This window comes from Nitrospira sp. NS4, from assembly GCF_049546785.1.
GTDB lineage: Bacteria > Nitrospirota > Nitrospiria > Nitrospirales > Nitrospiraceae > Nitrospira_D.
In genome coordinates, this window is sequence record NZ_JBMWAN010000003.1 from 486,831 (window position 1) to 503,770 (window position 16,940).

16 protein-coding genes and 1 tRNA gene are annotated in these 16,940 nt (G+C 61.6%); 9 read left to right on the forward strand and 8 right to left on the reverse strand.

Translation table 11 applies throughout. The features are described 5' to 3' along the window. Positions 1 to 21: 21 nt before the first annotated feature. From ACO9S2_RS11020 to ACO9S2_RS11030, 3 genes are all read right to left on the reverse strand, one after another. Positions 22 to 2,652 (reverse strand): sigma 54-interacting transcriptional regulator, encoded by a 2,631-nt coding sequence (locus ACO9S2_RS11020; RefSeq protein ID WP_423722159.1) that lies wholly within the window; start codon positions 2,650 to 2,652, stop codon positions 22 to 24. Between the two features lie 9 nt (positions 2,653 to 2,661). Continuing rightward, positions 2,662 to 3,921 carry a tetratricopeptide repeat protein gene (locus ACO9S2_RS11025; RefSeq protein ID WP_423722161.1) on the reverse strand — a complete coding sequence of 420 codons (1,260 nt, stop codon included), beginning with the start codon at positions 3,919 to 3,921 and terminating at the stop codon, positions 2,662 to 2,664. A 111-nt stretch (positions 3,922 to 4,032) separates the two neighbouring features. Then, on the reverse strand, positions 4,033 to 4,461 hold the full coding sequence (locus ACO9S2_RS11030; RefSeq protein ID WP_423722163.1) for an HIT family protein: 429 nt from the start codon (positions 4,459 to 4,461) through the stop codon (positions 4,033 to 4,035). A gap of 146 nt (positions 4,462 to 4,607) precedes the next feature. On the opposite strand from ACO9S2_RS11030, the gene ACO9S2_RS11035 reads away from it, so the two are divergent. The 9 genes from ACO9S2_RS11035 (at position 4,608) to ACO9S2_RS11075 (ending at position 13,811) form a co-directional block, all read left to right on the forward strand. Further along, positions 4,608 to 5,474, forward strand: coding sequence for a hypothetical protein (locus ACO9S2_RS11035; protein WP_423722165.1), 867 nt, complete (start codon positions 4,608 to 4,610; stop codon positions 5,472 to 5,474). A 1-nt stretch (position 5,475) separates the two neighbouring features. Beyond that, the gene (locus tag ACO9S2_RS11040; RefSeq protein WP_423722166.1) at positions 5,476 to 5,898 is read left to right on the forward strand and encodes a secondary thiamine-phosphate synthase enzyme YjbQ; all 423 of its coding nucleotides are present in this window, start codon (positions 5,476 to 5,478) and stop codon (positions 5,896 to 5,898) included. Positions 5,899 to 5,902: 4 nt separating this feature from the next. After that, positions 5,903 to 7,033 carry a S1C family serine protease gene (locus ACO9S2_RS11045; protein WP_423722167.1) on the forward strand — a complete coding sequence of 377 codons (1,131 nt, stop codon included), beginning with the start codon at positions 5,903 to 5,905 and terminating at the stop codon, positions 7,031 to 7,033. 165 nt (positions 7,034 to 7,198) lie between these two features. Beyond that, complete coding sequence (locus ACO9S2_RS11050) at positions 7,199 to 8,941, forward strand: AAA family ATPase (RefSeq protein WP_423722169.1); 1,743 nt, start codon at positions 7,199 to 7,201, stop codon at positions 8,939 to 8,941. A gap of 2 nt (positions 8,942 to 8,943) precedes the next feature. After that, the gene (locus ACO9S2_RS11055; protein WP_423722171.1) at positions 8,944 to 10,470 is read left to right on the forward strand and encodes a proteasome accessory factor PafA2 family protein; all 1,527 of its coding nucleotides are present in this window, start codon (positions 8,944 to 8,946) and stop codon (positions 10,468 to 10,470) included. Then, a complete protein-coding gene (locus tag ACO9S2_RS11060; protein ID WP_423722172.1) occupies positions 10,467 to 10,661 on the forward strand; it encodes a ubiquitin-like protein UBact in 195 nt (64 codons plus the stop codon). Before ACO9S2_RS11055 ends, ACO9S2_RS11060 begins: the two co-directional genes overlap by 4 nt. Before the next feature lie 73 nt (positions 10,662 to 10,734). Then, complete coding sequence (locus ACO9S2_RS11065) at positions 10,735 to 11,508, forward strand: proteasome subunit alpha (protein WP_423722174.1); 774 nt, start codon at positions 10,735 to 10,737, stop codon at positions 11,506 to 11,508. Then, on the forward strand, positions 11,501 to 12,325 hold the full coding sequence (locus ACO9S2_RS11070; RefSeq protein WP_423722176.1) for a hypothetical protein: 825 nt from the start codon (positions 11,501 to 11,503) through the stop codon (positions 12,323 to 12,325). Before ACO9S2_RS11065 ends, ACO9S2_RS11070 begins: the two co-directional genes overlap by 8 nt. Position 12,326: 1 nt before the next feature. Continuing rightward, positions 12,327 to 13,811, forward strand: a complete 1,485-nt coding sequence (locus ACO9S2_RS11075; RefSeq protein WP_423722178.1) for a proteasome accessory factor PafA2 family protein — start codon at positions 12,327 to 12,329, stop codon at positions 13,809 to 13,811. Between the two features lie 310 nt (positions 13,812 to 14,121). On the opposite strand, the gene ACO9S2_RS11080 is transcribed toward ACO9S2_RS11075, so the two are convergent. The 5 genes from ACO9S2_RS11080 to ACO9S2_RS11100 form a co-directional block, all read right to left on the reverse strand. Next, positions 14,122 to 15,228 carry a YheT family hydrolase gene (locus ACO9S2_RS11080; protein ID WP_423722180.1) on the reverse strand — a complete coding sequence of 369 codons (1,107 nt, stop codon included), beginning with the start codon at positions 15,226 to 15,228 and terminating at the stop codon, positions 14,122 to 14,124. 174 nt (positions 15,229 to 15,402) lie between these two features. Beyond that, positions 15,403 to 15,478, reverse strand: a tRNA-Asn gene (locus ACO9S2_RS11085). A 92-nt stretch (positions 15,479 to 15,570) separates the two neighbouring features. Then, complete coding sequence (locus ACO9S2_RS11090; protein WP_423722182.1) at positions 15,571 to 15,840, reverse strand: hypothetical protein; 270 nt, start codon at positions 15,838 to 15,840, stop codon at positions 15,571 to 15,573. Between the two features lie 76 nt (positions 15,841 to 15,916). Further along, positions 15,917 to 16,198 (reverse strand): pyruvate ferredoxin oxidoreductase, encoded by a 282-nt coding sequence (locus ACO9S2_RS11095; RefSeq protein ID WP_423722184.1) that lies wholly within the window; start codon positions 16,196 to 16,198, stop codon positions 15,917 to 15,919. A gap of 27 nt (positions 16,199 to 16,225) precedes the next feature. Beyond that, complete coding sequence (locus tag ACO9S2_RS11100) at positions 16,226 to 16,933, reverse strand: 2-oxoacid:acceptor oxidoreductase family protein (protein ID WP_423722185.1); 708 nt, start codon at positions 16,931 to 16,933, stop codon at positions 16,226 to 16,228. Between the last annotated feature and the right edge of the window lie 7 nt (positions 16,934 to 16,940).

Genomic DNA, 16,940 nt, shown 5'->3' on the forward strand with positions numbered 1-16,940 from the left:
CGCGGCGCCGGGGCTGACGTCTCAGATCTGATGAAAGTGCTGCCGCACCAGTGCCTCGACCGATGCGAAGTGGCGGTCGGGCAGGTTCTTAAAGCGCCGTTTGCAATCTGAAATGGCTTCGTCGGCGGTCTTGAAGGGTTCAATCACGGACAATAAGTGACTGTGGTAATCCATGAGTTTCAGTTCGACGGTTCGCAGGTGCCCCGGATCGCCCGCGATGGCGAGCGCCGCTTTGGCCAGGTCGCCGTTGGATTCAACCAGGGCTTGAAAGCAGAGGCCCTTGAGCCGTTGCGTCACGGTGCTGCGGTCCCAGCCGAGGGTTTTGGCCGTGGCTTGCATGTCGAAGCCGTGCTGCCTCAGGCAGTTCAACACCGCCGCATCGCCGGCCGGCTCGGGGAGCATCTGGCTCTGCTTCGCCCGGCCTGCGGTGAGCGCGGACCCGCTGCCGAGTCGAAGCGACTCTTTCGACAGCAGCGGCCCGTCGTTCAATGCGATGGCCTGTTCCAGGCAATGCCGGAGCTCCCGCACGTTGCCTTTCCACTCATGGTCAACTAAGGATCGTAACGCTTCGTTTGATAGTTGCGGCACCGGTTTGCCCATCTGGCCGGCGATCTCCGTCAGGAAGATGTCGGCAAGCAGCGGTACGTCGCCGGTCCGTTCGCGCAGCGGCGGGAGCCGGAACACGAGCCCGGTCAGCCGGAAATACAAATCTTCCCGAAACCAGCCTTCGGAGACGCCGCGCTGCAAGTCGCGATTGGTCGCGGCGACGATGCGGACGTCCACCGTGGTCGGCATGGTGGCCCCCACACGATAGAACGACTTTTCCTGGAGCACCCGCAGCAGCTTGCTCTGGTGGTCCAGCCGCAGGTCCCCGATTTCATCCAGGAAGATGGTCCCGTGATTGGCCAGCTCGAAGTAACCGCGCCGGTCTGCTGTGGCACCGGTGAAGCTGCCTTTGGTGTGGCCGAAGAGTTCGCTTTCGAACAGCTCCGGTGAAATGGCCGCCATGTTGACCGCGATGAAGGTCCTGCTCGTGCGAGGACTGAGCCGATGGACCGCGCGGGCAAAGAGTTCTTTCCCGGTACCCGGCTCGCCGAGCAGCAGGACGGTGAGGGGCGACTTGGCTCCTTTTTTGAGATCCCGATAGAGGCGCAGGAGTCCTGTGTCCCGGGTGACGATGCCCAGCTGGCGGCACTCGTCGCGGAGGCGATCGAGTTCCACGTCGCCTACCGCGGCCGGTTCCCTCGTGGCGGCGCGCAGACTGTGCAATTGCTGTTCGAGGCGTTCCAATTTTCCGCGCGCCTCTTCTTCCTGTGCCTGCGCCTCGGCAAGCTGGGCACGAAGGGCTTCGGCGGCTCCGGTTAACGCTTCCTGTTGGCCAGTGGATTGCGTGATGGCGGCCCGCGCGGCGGCGAGGTCTTCCTGCAGGCTTTCCGCGCGGGTCTCGCGCAGGACCAGGGCTTCACGCACGGCGGCGGCCTCCTGCTGCACGCGCAGCATGTTCTGCTCCGCCAGCATCAGCCGTTGGTGTGCAGTGAGGTGGCTCCAGATGATCGTGCCGGCCAGCACGAACGCAGCGGCGGTCAGAGGCAAGGCAAGGGGCAGCACCAGGTGGATTGCTGCGAGCGCGAGCAGCATGAGGAGGCCATAGGTTGCGATGGCTGTTCCGGCAAGGAACAGGCTGATGGTCCCCCGGAACCGGAACCGGAGCAGGAGCCAGCCAACCATGCTCGCCACGACCAGTGTCACCAACAACCGGCCGGTTGCGCCGGTCTGGCAGAGCCGATTGTCTGTCAGCAGCATGTTCAGGACATGGAGATGGATCACTTGGCTGGCGACGGTCTGCCCCGTGGGCAAGAGCCAGTTTCCCTCCGTGAGCTGGTTCGGCAGCAACACGACGACTTTCCCCCTGAACCACTCAGTGAGCCGGTCGTTCTCATGTTGCTCGATGGCGCTCCACAGGGCTGAAACCGGAACAGTCGGGAAGGAGGCGATCGTGCCATTGCCGGCATAATTGACCAGGAGCGATCCGCTGCCTGTCGGGGAAAGAGAAGGCTGTATCGGTGAGCCCTGTTTCTGAAACGCTTTGTAGAGCGCAACGCCGAAGGCCGGGGCGGCTTGGGTGTCATCGGTCGATGCCGCTGGTACCGTGCGTGCGACATGATCGGAATGGGGAGCGACCGATAAATGGCTCGCGATCGAGGCATCCGAGGCCAGCGTGGCGTCGGCGCTTTGCACGATGACGACGGGGGAGGCGGTACCGAGAGCCTCCAACAGCAGAGCATCGCTCGCCGCTCCGCCGCGCTGCGCGGGGCTGGCATGATCCAGACGATGGTCGAGGCCGATGGCCAGGGCTCCGGCTTCATGCGCGCTCGTCAGCAGGCGCGCGAGGATGGCCCGGTCCCATGGTCCTGTCCCGAACTCCGCTTCGCTGGCGGGATCGCGCGTGACGATGATGAGGGAGGGGCTGACGGGGATGGGAGCGCGGTAACTGAGCCAGACATCGTAGGCGCTCCAGTCCAGGGCCGCGAAGGTGGCCGGGGCAGCGGCCTGGAAGCCGAATGCCAGCCAAGTCGCGAACAGCCCCATGACGGAGGCTTGGAGCCGGGAGGAACCGAGAAACTGTCGCCACAGGCGTGCAGCATCGAGCATGGCTAATTGCTAACGTCCAACTATCTCGTCCAGAATCGCTGTTGTTTCCCGCTTGGGCAGGCCTTTAAGCATCGCTTTGGCTTTGCGCATATCCACTGTGACCCCGAGCCCTTTGCCGTAGATGCGCGCCAGCGCTTTCTTGGCGGGAATGAAACCGTCGGCGGCAGTCGTTTCAAAACAGGTCAGGATGCGTGTGTCGAACTGCGCGAGGCGGCTATCGAGGCCGCTCTCATAGAGGCGCGCCAGCTCCTCGTGCGCGGGTTCGCTCAGCGCAAAGGCTTCGTGAAACAGCGCGGTGACTCCGTTGGAGGATTCGCTGTTGTTGAGCAGGGCGATGCCCAATGAGTCACCCGGATCGTGTCCCGCGGCATCCGGGTAGTCGTTCCACAGTGCCTCGCGATATCGCCTGAACGCCTCGAGGGCTTCTTTCCGGCGGCGTTCAGGCTGTTCCGGCGAAAGGGCCTGGCGGCGCAGTTGCGACAGTGAGTCCGCCGCGCGCTGGTGGCCGAACTCCAGCGCCATCGTCCACCACCTGATCGCCAGCGCGGGATTCTTCTCCACCCCCTGTCCGTTGCGATAGGCATTGCCTGTGAAGAACTGCGCCTGCGGAATGCCGCCGACCGCCGCTTCCTCCATGAATCGGGCCGCCTCCTGATGCCGGTTCGTCAGCTTCAAGACCAGCGCGAGGCGATAGCGGGCGTCGGGAAAATGCGGCTGCAGCTCCAAGGCCCGCCGATAGGATTGAATCGCGGCGCTGAGGTTGCCCAGCGAGTACTGGACGCTGCCGAGGCTGTAATGGGCTTGCGTCAATGCGGGGTCGAGCAGGATGGCGTCCATCAAGGCGGCGGCCGCGGCGCGTCCATCCTGTTTGGCCATCAACGTGACGCCGAGTTGCAGATGGGCCGCGGCGCTCTCCGGCTCCAGCTTGATGGCGATCCGGCATTCGTCGAGCGCGGCATCCAGGTCGCCGATGCGGTAAAGCCCTTGGGCCAGCTTCAGCCGGTCGCCCGCATCGTCCGGCGACACACGGACTGCGCCACGCAGTTCTCCGAGCATCATGACGGCGTCCTCACGCTCCCGGGGAAGAAGTTCAGGACGCTGGTGCTCATCCTGCTGTGGTGGAGCAGGGGAAGCTTCCGGAGCCGGAGGCGGAGTCTCGATCAAGAGGGGCGGCTCGCTCTCAGGCGATTGGGCGAGGGATGAGTGGATGGGAGGCCGTGCGAGGCAGTAGAGGGACAGGAGGGCCGCAAGCACCAGTCGATGACGCATCGGAAACCTGTAACCCTCCGGATAAGTTGTCAAAATCGGGTTTTCATTATAGCACCGAATTGAGGCGGGTGGGCCCGGCGGAGGTCCCTGCCGGGAGCGGCGATGCGTGGGTCAGCGGGCCTGCTGAATGGCCTGTTGCAGGCGCTGGATCGTACTCAGGAGGTCGGGCCCTGAACGGAGCACCGGCTCATGCTGCACCCGCCACACCGGCTCGAGCGGGGCCGGGTCGGTCGCAAGGCGGGGGATGATGTGCCAGTGGATATGGGGGAGCTGATTGCCCAGCAGTTCGTAATTGATCTTCCTGGCCTCATAGACCCGGCCAAGAACTGTGGCGACCAGGTTTACTTCTTCCATCAGCTGTATCCGCTCCGTCGGCGCCAGGTGAAAGAGTTCCGTCGCATGCCGGCAAAAGACCAGCACCGTCCAGCCGGGAAAGAATTGATCGTCATGGAGATAGGCCCGTGTCAATCCGAGGTCGGCGATAAAGTGATCGGCTTTTGGCCAGGTGCCTGAACAGGCTTTGCAGGTGGAATCGTTCATGGCGGATGAATGAGGCGCAGCATAGCAAAGTTCGACCGATTGAGCGAGTGCCGCGCCGGTGCCGTCGCCTTGACACCCTGTTTCACGCGACGATATTCTGCCGGCCGGTCTTCGCGGCTCACGTGCGTGGCTGCTCGATTGTACGTATGTCAACCCATCGTTCGTCGGCACCGCTCCTGATCCCCCGCCCGCTGGTGGCGGGACTGATGCGGCTCTACGATTATCCCCACCCGAAACAGGAGGGGCGGATCATTCGCGGGTACGATCGTCCGCATGCGGTGCGGACCGCGCGGATGTGTGCGGCCGTGGCCGCGTCGTTAGGCCACGATCCGGAGCGGGTGCGTTCCTATCAGATCGCCTGTCTGTTGCACGACCTGGGACGGGCGGGGCTTGACCGAAAACTGTTTGGATCTATCTGGTCATGGGCCAGGGAGCGGGGCATTCCGACCAGGCCGCGCGAGTGGCGCGCCGTCCATGCCGATACGGCCTATGGCCGGGAAACCGAGGCGTTCCTTTCCTTGTATCGTCGCGATCTGAACGCGGCCGGGATCGAGATGGATCGGTGGGCGGCTGAGCAGGTGGAGATGCGGCTGGGCTATGCGCGACGGCTGGCGCGCCGCCTGCGGGCGGTCCGTCCCGCGATCAAGCAGATGGGGATCACGTGGGCTCCCTGGATGCAGCAGGTGATGCTTTACTACTATTACCCCGAGCGGCTGGCGTCGGCGAAGCCCTGGGTGAAACAGTTGGCGGAAATTCTGGTGGCCTGCGAACAGTTCGAGGCTTACAGCAATCAGCGGCGCGGGCGTGACTATTATGTGCGGAAGAAGGAAACGCTGGCTGATGCCTTCGCGTATCTCGACAAGCTGCAGCAGGAAGGCATTTTGAGCCGGACGGTAATGGGCGCGCTGCGTGGTCTGGCTGCTCAGGGTGCGTTTGACCGCGTCCTGGAAGAAGCGCGGGGATGCCGGCTCTCTTCTTCGGAACGCCGGTTCTTACGCCGGATGGAGCATTGAGATGGCCGTCAATACCGTCGCGTTGCGCGTGAACATGCGGGGGGACACGCAGATCGAGAACCTGACGCAGTCGGTGCGGTCCGCCCTGGCAGAGTCGGAGTTGGAGGCGGGGATCGTGACGGTGTTTGTCAAGCATACGACCGCCTCGATCATGATCATCGAAGATGAGCCGGGGATTCGCGCCGACACCAAAGCCTTCTGGGATCGGGTGGTGCCGGCTGATCCGGCGTGGCAGCACAATAGGAGAAATCCCGGCGAAGATAACGGACACAGCCACCTGCGCGGTCAGCTGCAAGGGCCGTCCGTGACCATTCCCTTCTCCGAGGGCACTCTGCATCTCGGCACCTGGCAGCAAGTCGTCGTCGTCGATTTCGATACGCGGTCCCGCACGCGCGATCTCATTATTCAAATCATGGGGGAGTAAGGCAATGACGCGGCAGTTCATGCGGAGGCTTGTTCGCATCGCGGTCGGAGCCTGTGCGCTCTCCCTCAGTCTCTCTCCCGTTGCCGCGGACTGGGGCAGGCCGCTGGGGGGCGCGTACGACGGCGCCGAAGGGCGGCCGAGGCCGGTGACGCCGCCTCCTGCCGAGTTGGGGCCGGATGAACGGGCGACCATGGCCGTCTTCGAGCGGGCAACCAAGTCGGTGGTCTTCATCGCCAACACGGCGATTCAGCGCGACTTCTGGTCCTTCGATATCATGGAGGTCCCGCAGGGGTCCGGTTCCGGCTTTGTCTGGAACAAGCAGGGCCACATCGTCACCAACTTTCACGTCATTTACGGAGCGGACTCGATCAAGGTGACCTTGGCCGACAGGAGCGAGCATCAGGCCAAAGTCGTCGGCGCCGATCCTGACCATGATCTGGCGGTCTTGCAGATTCAGGTTCCTGAGGGTGTCCTGGAGCCGCTGGCGGTGGGGACGTCGCATGACTTGCGGGTGGGGCAGAAGGTCCTGGCCATCGGAAATCCGTTCGGGCTGGACCATACATTGACGACCGGTGTCGTGAGCGCATTAGGTCGAACCATCAAGTCGATGTCGAACCGGACGATCGAAGGGGTCGTGCAAACCGATGCGGCCATCAATCCCGGCAATTCGGGCGGGCCGTTGCTGGACAGCAGCGGGCGGTTGATCGGCGTCAACACCCAGATCGTGAGTCCGAGCGGCGCCCATGCCGGTATCGGGTTTGCCGTGCCCGTCGATACCGTCAACCGGATTGTTCCCGAGTTGATCAAGCACGGCAAGCTGATCCGTCCCGGGCTGGGCGTGTCGCTGGTCCCCGATGCCATGGCCAAGCGCTGGGGTATCAAGGGGGTGATCATCGGGAAAGTGGCCCGCGGAGGGCCGGCCGATGCGGCCGGGCTCAAGGGAGCGCGGCAGACCTCAAGCGGTCGGATCGAACTTGGCGATATCATCGTGGCGGTCGCCGGCAAACCGGTGGCGACGATCGATGATCTGATGGATGTCATGGAAGCCCGCAAAGTCGGCGAGCAGGTGACGGTCGACATTCTGCGCGGGAACAAACGACAATCAGTGTCGGTCACGCTCCAAGCCGTCAATTAGCAGACTGCTGAAAAAGTCCGCCAGCAGGTTCTGTGCGAGCACTCTTTCAGTGGTCGGAACACACTCGTTCCTCCGTCCTAATAGTCTCCAATCTCCGCCATTTCACTGGTGGCGTCTCGCTCGGACATGTTGTTATGATGACGCCTGATTCGTTGGGAGGAACACATGAGCGACCATCGAGCGGACGACAAGGGGCCGGGAGGCCCTTCGGATACAGGGGCGGGGAAGCGGCCGGCTGCGACGACGGCAGACCCGCTGGAATTAATTGAGCAGTGCCTGGCGTCGTTTCCTGACAACGATCCCCGCCAGCAGATCCTCTACAAGCTCCGCCATTCCGTCATGCTGAATGCCGCCAGCCAGCAGCAGCGGGAGGCCGAATACAAAAAGATCAGCGAGGTGGTGGGGAAGTTGACGGCGCCGGCCAACCGGATCGGCACGTTGCTCGACCTCCCCGGCGAGGGATTGGCCCGGATCGTGGTGGGCGGCGCGGAGTATTACGCGAACGTCGACCCTCGGGTGCCGGCGGATGTGCTGAAGATCGGCACGCAGATCCTGGTCAATGAAGCCTATGCGGTCATCAAGACGCTGGGCTACGACCGGAGCGGGCCGGTGCTCAAGCTGGCCGAGGCCTTGCCGGACGGGCGGTTGCGTTTCGAACAGGACATGGGCCGGCAGTCCATGATTCTGCAACGGTCGAGCGACCTCGCGGGGGTGGACCTCAAGGCCGGCGATGAATTGCGGATCGATCCGGGGCATCGGATCGCCATCGAAAAGCTGGAAGACCGGAAAGGCAAGACCCACGTCCTGGATGAAGTGCCGACGGTCACATGGGAACAGATCGGCGGTCAGCAGGAGGCGATCAGCGCGATTCGCAAGGCGATCGAATATCCCCTGCTGCACGCGGAGACCTTCCAGCAATTCAAGTTCACGCAGCCTAAAGGGTTTCTGCTCTACGGTCCTCCCGGCTGCGGCAAGACCCTCATCGGTCAGGCGGCGGCGGCGAGCTTGTCGAAACTCGTCAGCGAATCGATGCCTGATGGCGGGAAGGGCGAGAAGCAGGTTCCCATCACCGGCGGCGCGTTTCTCCACATCAAGGGGCCTGAGATCTTGAACATGTGGCTCGGGGAATCCGAGCGGATGGTGCGTGACTTGTTTGCCAAAGCGCGAGCCAGGCGGCGGGAAGGGGCCTTGCCCTTCATTTTCATCGATGAGGCGGAATCGATTCTGGGGACGAGACGGGCGATGCGCTCGTTCAACATCTCCAACACGCTCGTGCCGATGTTCTGTTCGGAGATGGACGGGATCGAATCGTTGCGCGACGTGGTGATTATCCTGGCCTCGAATCGTCCGGACCTGATCGACCCGGCGGTTCTGCGTCCCGGTCGCATCGACCGCAAGATCAAGGTCAGCCGGCCGAATCGCGAATCGGCTGCGGAAATTTTGAAAGTGTATCTCAGAGAAGACCTGCCGCTGGATGCTGCCTGTGTCGCGGGGCGCGGCGGGGAGCCAGCGAAGGCGTTTCAGTCGCTCATCGGTGACGTGATCGACACGATCTTCAAGCGGACCGATGAAAACCGGGTGCTCTCGATCCGGCTCCGCAACGGACAGAGCAAGGTGCTGTATCGCGGCGATCTCGTCAGCGGCGCGATTCTTTCCTCCATCGTGCAGCGCGCGAAGGAGAAAGCGATCGACCGGACGATTCAGGCCGGGAAGCCTGCCGGCCTTGTTCCAAAAGATTTGCTGGATGCCGTGTCGGAAGAGTTCCGCGAAGGCGAGATGTTGCCGCCGGACGATGCGGCGGAAGAATGGTTGAAGCTGCTCGACCATCATCCGGACCAAGTGGTCGGCGTATCGTCGTTCCGTCATGGGCGGCAGACCGAGGAACGGTTGATCAATCAGATTATCTAGCGATGCGTTTGTTCGGCATTGAAACAGAGTACGGCATCACGCGCGAGGATCTCGACGTGGTGGATCCGGTCGTCGAGTCGATGGAACTGGTGCGGGCATACCTGACCGCCTCCTTCGAGCGGCGGTGGGACTACAGTGGCGAAGATCCGCATGAGGATTCGCGCGGGTTCCGGGTGTCCGGACTCCAGCAGGACAAGGAAGAGGACGAGTTTGCCAAGGTGGATGCCCACCGGCCCTTTTCGTTTCACGAGATGAAGAGCGACCTGGTGCTGCCCAATGGCGCCCGGTTCTACAACGACCATACGCACCCGGAATATTCCACGCCCGAGTGCCGGACCTTGCGCGATCTGCTGGCCCACGACCGGGCCGGCGAGCGGGTGGTACAACGCGCCGCCGAGCGCAGGAACCGGACGCTGGGCGGCCCGCATGTGCAGGTCTACAAGAACAACTCCGACTTCCATGGCCACAGCTATGGCTGTCACGACAACTATCTGGTCCCGCGCGCGGTTCCGTTTCCCGCGTTGGTGGAGGGGATGATCCCGTTCCTCATCAGCCGCCAGGTGATTACGGGGGCCGGCAAAGTCGGGGTGGAGGCGCAGGAAAGCGGCTTTGTGCCGGGATCGTATCAGCTCTCGCAACGATCCGACTTTATGGAAACGGATTTGAGCGTCGACACGATGCATAACCGGCCGATCCTGAATACGCGGGACGAGCCCCACGCCGATCCCAAGAAATACCGCCGGCTCCATTTGATCATCGGCGATGCGAATATGTGTGAATATGCCACTGCCTTGAAGGTGGGGACGACGCAGTTGGTCCTGGAGTTGATTGCTCTCAACCGCGCGCCGAAGATCGAGATCGACCAGCCGGTCGTGGCCGTGAAGCACATTTCGCGCGACAACGATCTCAAAGCGGCGGTGCGTCAGAAGAACGGCAAGACGCTGACGGGCGTGGAGATTCAGGAACAATACTGCGCGGCGGCGGAGACGCAGTTTGCCGGCTCAGATCCGGACACGGATTGGATCCTGCGCGAATGGCGGCAGACGCTGAGTTTGCTGACGACAGACCGCACAAAATTGGTGGGGCGCTTGGATTGGGTCACGAAGCTGTGGCTGTTGGACACATTCATGCGCGAGGAACGCATCGGGTGGGATGACCCCTGGTTGGCCAGTCTGGATCTTGAATATCACAATGTGAATGCCGAGCGCGGGCTCTATCTGGGGCTGGAAGCGGAAGGCAAAGCCTGGCGGATGACAACCGAGGCCGACATTGAACAGGCCTTGTCGGCCGGCCCCAGCGATACCCGCGGGGGGGTACGCGGATTGTGCGTGCGGCGGTTTCCCGACCAGATTAAGTCGATGCAATGGGAGCGCATTCAGTTTTCCGGCGGGTTGATGCCCAAGACGTTGGAGATGGGCGATCTGTTTGATCCCGAGGATGTGAAGGCCTGTGCGGCAGTGCTGGAGACGGCGACGTCTCCCGCCGATGCGATGACAGCCTGGAATCGACGAAAGGATGCACGATCATGACATACACGAGCATGCCGGAACGACGCGAAGGGCCCGGCGATCCGATGCCGAAAGCACCGAGCCCGTCGGACGAAGGCAGCGGACCCAAGCGGCCGGACACCGGTTCGCCGGACAAAGACAGTTTGATGAAACGGATGAAGAAGGTCGATCCGAAACAGGCCGAGCGGTATCGGCAAAGAACCGGGGAATAGGCACGAGGCAATAGGCTGGAGGCGAGGGGAAGGGGCAGGTGGGGCTCCTCGTGCCCCTAGCCTGGAGGTTTGAATGGGGATGCAAGGTGACTTCTATCAGTTGTTACGGGAGCAGGGGTACACACTCGGCAATCCGGCTCTGGTCGGAAACGGGCAGGAACTGACGAGCGCGACGACGATTCTGGCTTTCAAGTATCGCGACGGGGTGCTGGTCGCGGGCGATCGGCGGGCCACGGCCGGAAACATGGTGATGTATGACCGGACGGACAAGGTCTTGGAGATCGATCGCCATAGTGTGATGGCCATCGCCGGAGTGCCAGCCACCGCCTATGAAATGGTGCGGGTGCTGGAGCACTCCTTCAAATACTACCGGCGTACGCAACTTCAGGAATTGAGCTTCGAGGGCAAGCTGCGCGCGGTGTCCAAGCTCTTAAAGGAGAACGTGGCCGCGGCGTTGGCCGGCACGGGCGCGGTGGTGCCGGTGTTTGCCGGATACGATTTTGAACAGGGTACGGCGAAGATTTATTTTTACGACATTCTGGGAGCCGAGTTTGAAGGGGTCGAATATGCGGTATCCGGCTCAGGCTCTCCGACGATCAGGGGCATTCTCCATTACGTCAATACCTGGGGAGAACGTCCGCTCGTGGCATTGAACGAAGAAGAAGCCACGATTCAGGCGTTGCGACTGCTGACGAGTGCCGCCGAGTTTGATTCGGCGACCGGCGGGGTGAACCGCGAGTCCAACCTCTATCCGATAATCAAATTGATCACGCAGGATGGAGTGCGCGTGGTGCCGGATGACCGGCTGAAACCGCTCTTCGAGTCCAAGGTGGTGCGCCATGTATGAAGAACCGTATCGGTGGGTCGAAGCAGTCGGTAATCGCCGCACTTATCTCGATGAGCAGTTCAAGCAGGGCAGCCCGGTCGTGGCGATGGTCTACGAAGCCGGTATTCTGCTGACGACCGTCAGCAAGGGGACGTCCAAGCTCTACGAGATTTACGACCGGATCGCGCTGGCGGGCATGGGGCATCCGGCGGATCTGGAAAAGCTGCGGTTCAACCTGCTGGAGATGGCGCATGTCGAAGGCTTCAACCGCTCTCCGTCAGATGTGACCGGATCGCGCCTGGTGAAGTACGGTATCGCGCCGGTGATTAAGCAGGCGTTTGAAGAGGTGTACAAGGCGCCCTTCATCGTCCGGATCCTGCTGGCCGAGCTGGGGCAGAAGCCGGAGAAGGACGCGCTGCTCACGATCAACTATGACGGCACGTTTGAAGAGACGAAGAAACATGCGGTACTCGCGGCGACGAAGACAGCTCAGGCGCGCATGCTGGAATATCTGAAGGCGGAGATGCCTGCTCCCTGCTCGCTCGATCAAGGGTTGAGCCTGGCCCTCCGTACCTGGGCCATCGGATCTCTGGCGCATCGACAGGAATCGGCAGAGGAGACGGAGGAGTCCGGACACACCGCCGGCGATCAGAAGGCTGCAGCGGCTCCGGATCAGCCGGCGCTGCTCGCGCATCTGCGGGAGGTTCTCGCGGACAAGACTTTGGAGTGTGCCGTATTGGATCGTCAGCAGCCCGGTTCGTCCAAGTATCGAGCCATCAAGCCGGCCGAATTGGCCCGGTTGCTGCCGGGCGATTTTCAATCGGTCGTGACGGGCTGACATGTTGAACCGTATTTTCGGGCTTGAGACCGAGTATGGCCTCCTGGTCAATCAGGACCGCCCCGACCACACGCCGACTTGGTTTGCCCACCAGATCCGCGATCATCTCTTTCAATCCCAGCGTCGGGGCGTGCTCGATCTGCACCATCGCGGGCATGACGAGCCGCCGGGGAACGGCGGGTTTCTCACCAATGCCGGGCGTATGTACCTGGACATGGGGCATCTCGAATATGCCTCGCCCGAATGCCAATCGCTGGTGGATCTGGTGGCAGTCGATCGGGCGGGCGACCAGGTGCTGCAACAGGCGATTGAGGAACTCGGATTCGGGGAGACGATTTCGCTGATCAAGAACAATATCGATCACGAAACCGACGCCACGTTCGGATCGCACGAGAACTATCTGGTCACGCGGCGATTCCCGTTCAGCCGGCGCGGGTTGAGTCCGCTGGTGACGTTCCTGGTCACCCGTCAGATCTTTACCGGGTCCGGGCGGGTCGGCGCCGCCAGCCCGCAGGATGCCTGGATTCAGATGGACCGCCTGATCATCCCGCGTGCGGCGTTGCATCAGGGTTCGCCGCAGACGATGATCCCCTTTCAGATCTCGCAGCGGGCGGACCACATTGTGAACGACTTTTTCGAGTGGGTGCAGCAGAACCGCGCTATCGTCAATACCCGCGATGAACCCCTGGCCGATCCCAACCAGTACCGGCGCATCCATCTGCTCCTTGGCGATTCCAACATGGCCGAATTCGCGACGGCGCTGAAGATGGGCACGACCGGGCTGGTGTTGCAGTTGATCGAGGAGGGCAAGGCGCCGCGTGATCTGGATATCGACGAGCCGGTCGAAACGCTACAAGAAATTTCGCAGGATCAGGAGCGCCAATGGGTCGTGCGTCTGCTATCAGGCAAAAGCATCTCCGCCATCGATATTCAGGAACGGTTTCTCGCGGCAGCCCGGGACGCCTATGCCGGGCAGGATGAGGAAACCGACTGGGTGCTCGCGCAGTGGGAAGCGGTGCTGACGGACCTGCGCGGAGACTATACCAAGCTGGTGGGACGCGTGGATTGGGCGTCCAAGCTCTGGCTGCTGGAATCCTTCCGCGAGGCCGAACATCTGGAGTGGCACGATCCGACATTGAAGAGCCTGGATCTCGAATATCACAATCTGCGCCCCGATCGCGGGCTCTATTTCGGGTTGTTGGAAGAAGGCCGCGTGCCGCGGATGACGACGGACAAGGCCATTGCGCTAGCGACGGAACATCCACCCCGCAACACCCGCGCCTTCGGCCGTGGGGAACTGATCCGCCATCTGCTCGCGGCCGGCCCGATTGCTGAACCGGGTGACGCGGCTCCGGATGAGCGATACTTTCCCGCCTACGTCATAAATTGGTCGATCTTTCAGGTCCGCGGCCGCACGCCGTTTCCGATGCCGGACCCGTTCAAGACCTACGCGCAGGAAGTCCGCTCCCATCTCCAGTCTGTGTGAGGAAATCCCCGGGTCGGTTCCGGAGCGGATCAGCAGGGTGCGCGCATCGGATGTCGTGCCCTTTCTTGGCCATAGCGGCGCGCTGGTCGTTGCCTGGTTCGGGTCGTGTGGGTTGTCGGTTGATCTCCCGGAGGAGGGGAAGTGGCCGGCCCCTCTCGCGCCCTGATCCTTCACGTCGCCGTGTTGGCGATGGTCGCATTGGCCTACGGGCTGGTGCTCTAGCTCTGCGGGCCGTATCCGAGCAAGTTTGTCAAGGCCATTTATAATTGGGCGTTCATGGTCGGCATCGCGGCCGATGTGGCCTGGCTCATCAGGACCCGGGTGCAGAAGTGTGCGCCTCTGGTGGCTGCAATGACGCCTCGTTGTCTGAACAAAGGGGTAGGGCCGGGGTTCTTCCGAGGGCTGTCTCCCCTGTCGTGGCTGCCTGCCGCGCAGCCTCCTTTCCTTTAAGAAATTCCACAATTCGATTTTCCGCCCAGTAGGGATCTTCTCCGTTGCGGCTCCAGTGAAAAAACCCGCAATGGCCGCCATAGCGGGGATCGAGCAGGGTTATCGCGCGGTTGTTCCTGATCAGGGGCTGGGTGAACATGGAATAGGGGATGAAGGGATCGTCTTGAGCCGTGATGATCAATGTGGGAACGGTGATCTGTTGCAGCACGTGATGCGATCCTGCGCGGTTATAATAATCGGCGGCATCTCGAAAGCCGCCATCGGGGGCGGTGTAGTAATCGTCAAATTGGCTCATTGTCCGGATTGAGTTCAGGCGGGCCAAGTCCCATTTCCCCGGATAGAAGGCCGCCTTCCGTCGCATGCGGGCCTTCAGCCGCGGGAGGAAGTGCTCATGATAGATCCAATTCCGCGGCTGCTCTAATGCAGCCACGCATTGGGCGGGATCGATATTCGGACAGACTGCCACAACGCCCGCCAGCGCCGGATCCGATCCTCCCAGCTCTCCTGCTGCTTTCAGCACCAGATTGCCGCCCATCGAGTAGCCCACGAGCCAGATTCGGGTGAGGCGGTCAACGGTCGCCAATTCACGAACGATGGCCTGGTAGTCCCTGCTGAGGCCGCTGTTATACAGCGTCGGCGAGAGGTGTTCGGTGCCGCCGCAGTTTCGCTGGTTCATCCGTATCACATTAAACCCTGCGCGATAGGCTTTGGCCGCGATCCCGCGCATATAGTGCGACTCGGCGCAGCCTTCCAGCCCGTGCACGAGGATGACGGTTGAAGCGGCCTGTTGACGGTCTTGCCAATGACAGAGTCCCAGTAGTTGTGTGCCGGGTTCCACGGTGAAGAGGCGTGGTACTTGCGGCAGATGCTTCAGTGAGGTGTCTCTCGGCCAATAGCGGGGAAAGATCGTCATCAGGTGGGCATTCCGCAGCAGGCGCGGCGGGTTAAAGGGAGGAATCGCTTGCATAGATTGCCCTATCATAACCAATCAAGGCGCCGTTGCGTACTAGATCTTACTATCCGCTTGAACGGAAAAGGGCTTGGGGCAATGAGCCGCTTGCTTGCGTGACGGCGATAGAGGATCTAGAGGGTCAACAAAAGAGGGCTGGTGGCGTCTCTGCCACCAGCCCTCTTGTTATGTTGGCTCCCCGGGCAGGACTCGAACCTGCGACCAGCCGGTTAACAGCCGGCTGCTCTACCAACTGAGCTACCGGGGAACGTGGTGTGTTTGCTGAGCGGCGTATTCTAGCAAAAGTTTCCGGTTGAGGGGAGTTTTTTTTCAGCTCTTAGTCGTTCGCGGCGTTGCCGGTTAAATGTCGAAATCTTCGGTTTCGTCTTCGTCCGACGAGGCATCCGTGTTGCCCTCGGCCACGGCGGCGTAGTGCTTCGCCCAGGTGAGATAGAGGTTTCCGCTGTCTCTCATGGTATCAGCGGCTTTTACGAGCTTTTCCGCCAGCTCTGGATCCTTCCCCCCTGCATGGATAACAGCCGCACGCTGCTCCAGTGCTTTGGGGTAGGCCTGGGTCAGCCTGGCGATCTCGATCAGGAGTTCGTCGAGGACGTTGTCTTCGCGTTCCATTGGGGTCCTTCCGTTTGCCCGAACAAAAAACCCCATAGCGTGAAACGCTATGGGGCTCATGAAGCGTACCGGTTGGCTAGCCTTGGTAGGCTTGACCAAGGGCTGCGGATTCGGCCTTGTGATGGTGGATGAGCTCTCCCGTAGAGCTGACGGCCTGCATCTCGATGGCCATGTGCTTCGCGGCGTTGCAGACGACCACGCAGAGTTCGCAGCCCTTGCAACGATCGATGTTCACTTCGGCGACCATCTTGGTCGAATTGAGGTCCAAGCAGTTGGCCTCGGGACAGTACATGATACACAGGCGGCAGCCTTTTTTCGCCACGCATTTCTCGTCGATGACTTGCGCTACGTTATACATGCGGGGTGGTTCCTTCTCTTCCTCAGCTTACGCGGCGACGGCGGGATTGCCGACTCGCAGCTCAATCTTGTTCTTTTCAGCCCATTCGCTGGCAATCTCATACGCGCGCTTGACGGTCGCCAGATTCTTTGCAAGCAGCATTTCCTTTTTGGCGAACTTCTTCTTGATGGCTTCGTCCAGTGAGGCGGTACCGCCGGATGCGACGAACTTCTTGCCGAAACGTTCCTGCAACGCGCCATCCAAGGCTTCCATGGAGACGCATTTGGTGATACCGGCGACGGAGCCGATCATCGCCATGTTGGTCGAAAGTTCGGTGCCGGCGACTTCGATGGCCAGTTCGGTTGCCGCAATGTAAAACACGGCAACGTTCAGATCTTTGAGGCGTTGAATGTCTTCCTCCGACAACAGGGGTTGGTCGGAGTTGATGATGACGACGCCGCCTTCCTTGATGCCGGAATAGAACGGCATGGTATAGCTTTTCCCCATGGTGATGACCTGGGGATGAAACACCTGAATGACGTCGGGGAACACCAGCTCGCCGCGATCATAGATCCGCTCAATGCCGATCCGGCAGTAGCTCTCGGCCGGCGCCATGCGCTTCTCGGCGCCGAAGAAGGGATTGGAAATCGAAAACTTTCCGTCACGGTTGGCCGCCATCGCCATGACGTGGGCGGCGGTCACGGCGCCCTGTCCGCCGAGCCCTGACATCCGGATATTCAGTCTCTTCTTAATCATGATCGTC